1 pseudogene is annotated in these 581 nt (G+C 48.5%); it reads left to right on the forward strand.

The annotated features are described in order from the left end of the window. Positions 1-581: pseudogene (locus R7Z47_RS26020) on the forward strand (phosphoglucomutase, alpha-D-glucose phosphate-specific); the annotation flags it as partial.

Here is a 581-nt window from a genome sequence, read left to right on the forward strand (position 1 = left end):
GGTTTGTATCGACTACCTATACCGTCATCGTGATGCGTGGGGTAAAGATGTTGCTGTTGGTAAGACGCTGGTTTCAAGTGCACTTATTGACCGAGTAGTAGCCGACTTAGGTCGCGAACTGTGTGAAGTGCCTGTCGGCTTCAAGTGGTTTGTCGATGGCCTTTACACTGGCAAGTTTGGTTTTGGTGGTGAAGAGAGCGCAGGTGCCTCTTTCCTACGTAAAGATGGAACACCATGGTCAACAGACAAAGACGGCATCTTACTATGTTTGTTAGCGGCTGAGATTACTGCGGTAACGGGTAAAAACCCACAAGAGTACTACGAAGAGCTTGCCGCTAAACACGGTGAGTCTAAGTACAATCGTATTCAAGCGGTAGCGAATGGGCCTCAAAAAGATGTGTTGAAGAAACTGTCGCCAGAAATGGTTGCAGCAGAAACACTGGCAGGTGATCCGATTACGGCGCGTCTAACACACGCTCCTGGTAACGGTGCGGCGATTGGTGGATTGAAAGTGACGACTGAAAATGGTTGGTTTGCTGCTCGTCCATCGGGTACGGAAGACATCTACAAAATCTATTGTG

The sequence above is a fragment of the Vibrio sp. 1641 genome (assembly GCF_033339995.1).
Classification (GTDB): domain Bacteria; phylum Pseudomonadota; class Gammaproteobacteria; order Enterobacterales; family Vibrionaceae; genus Vibrio; species Vibrio alginolyticus.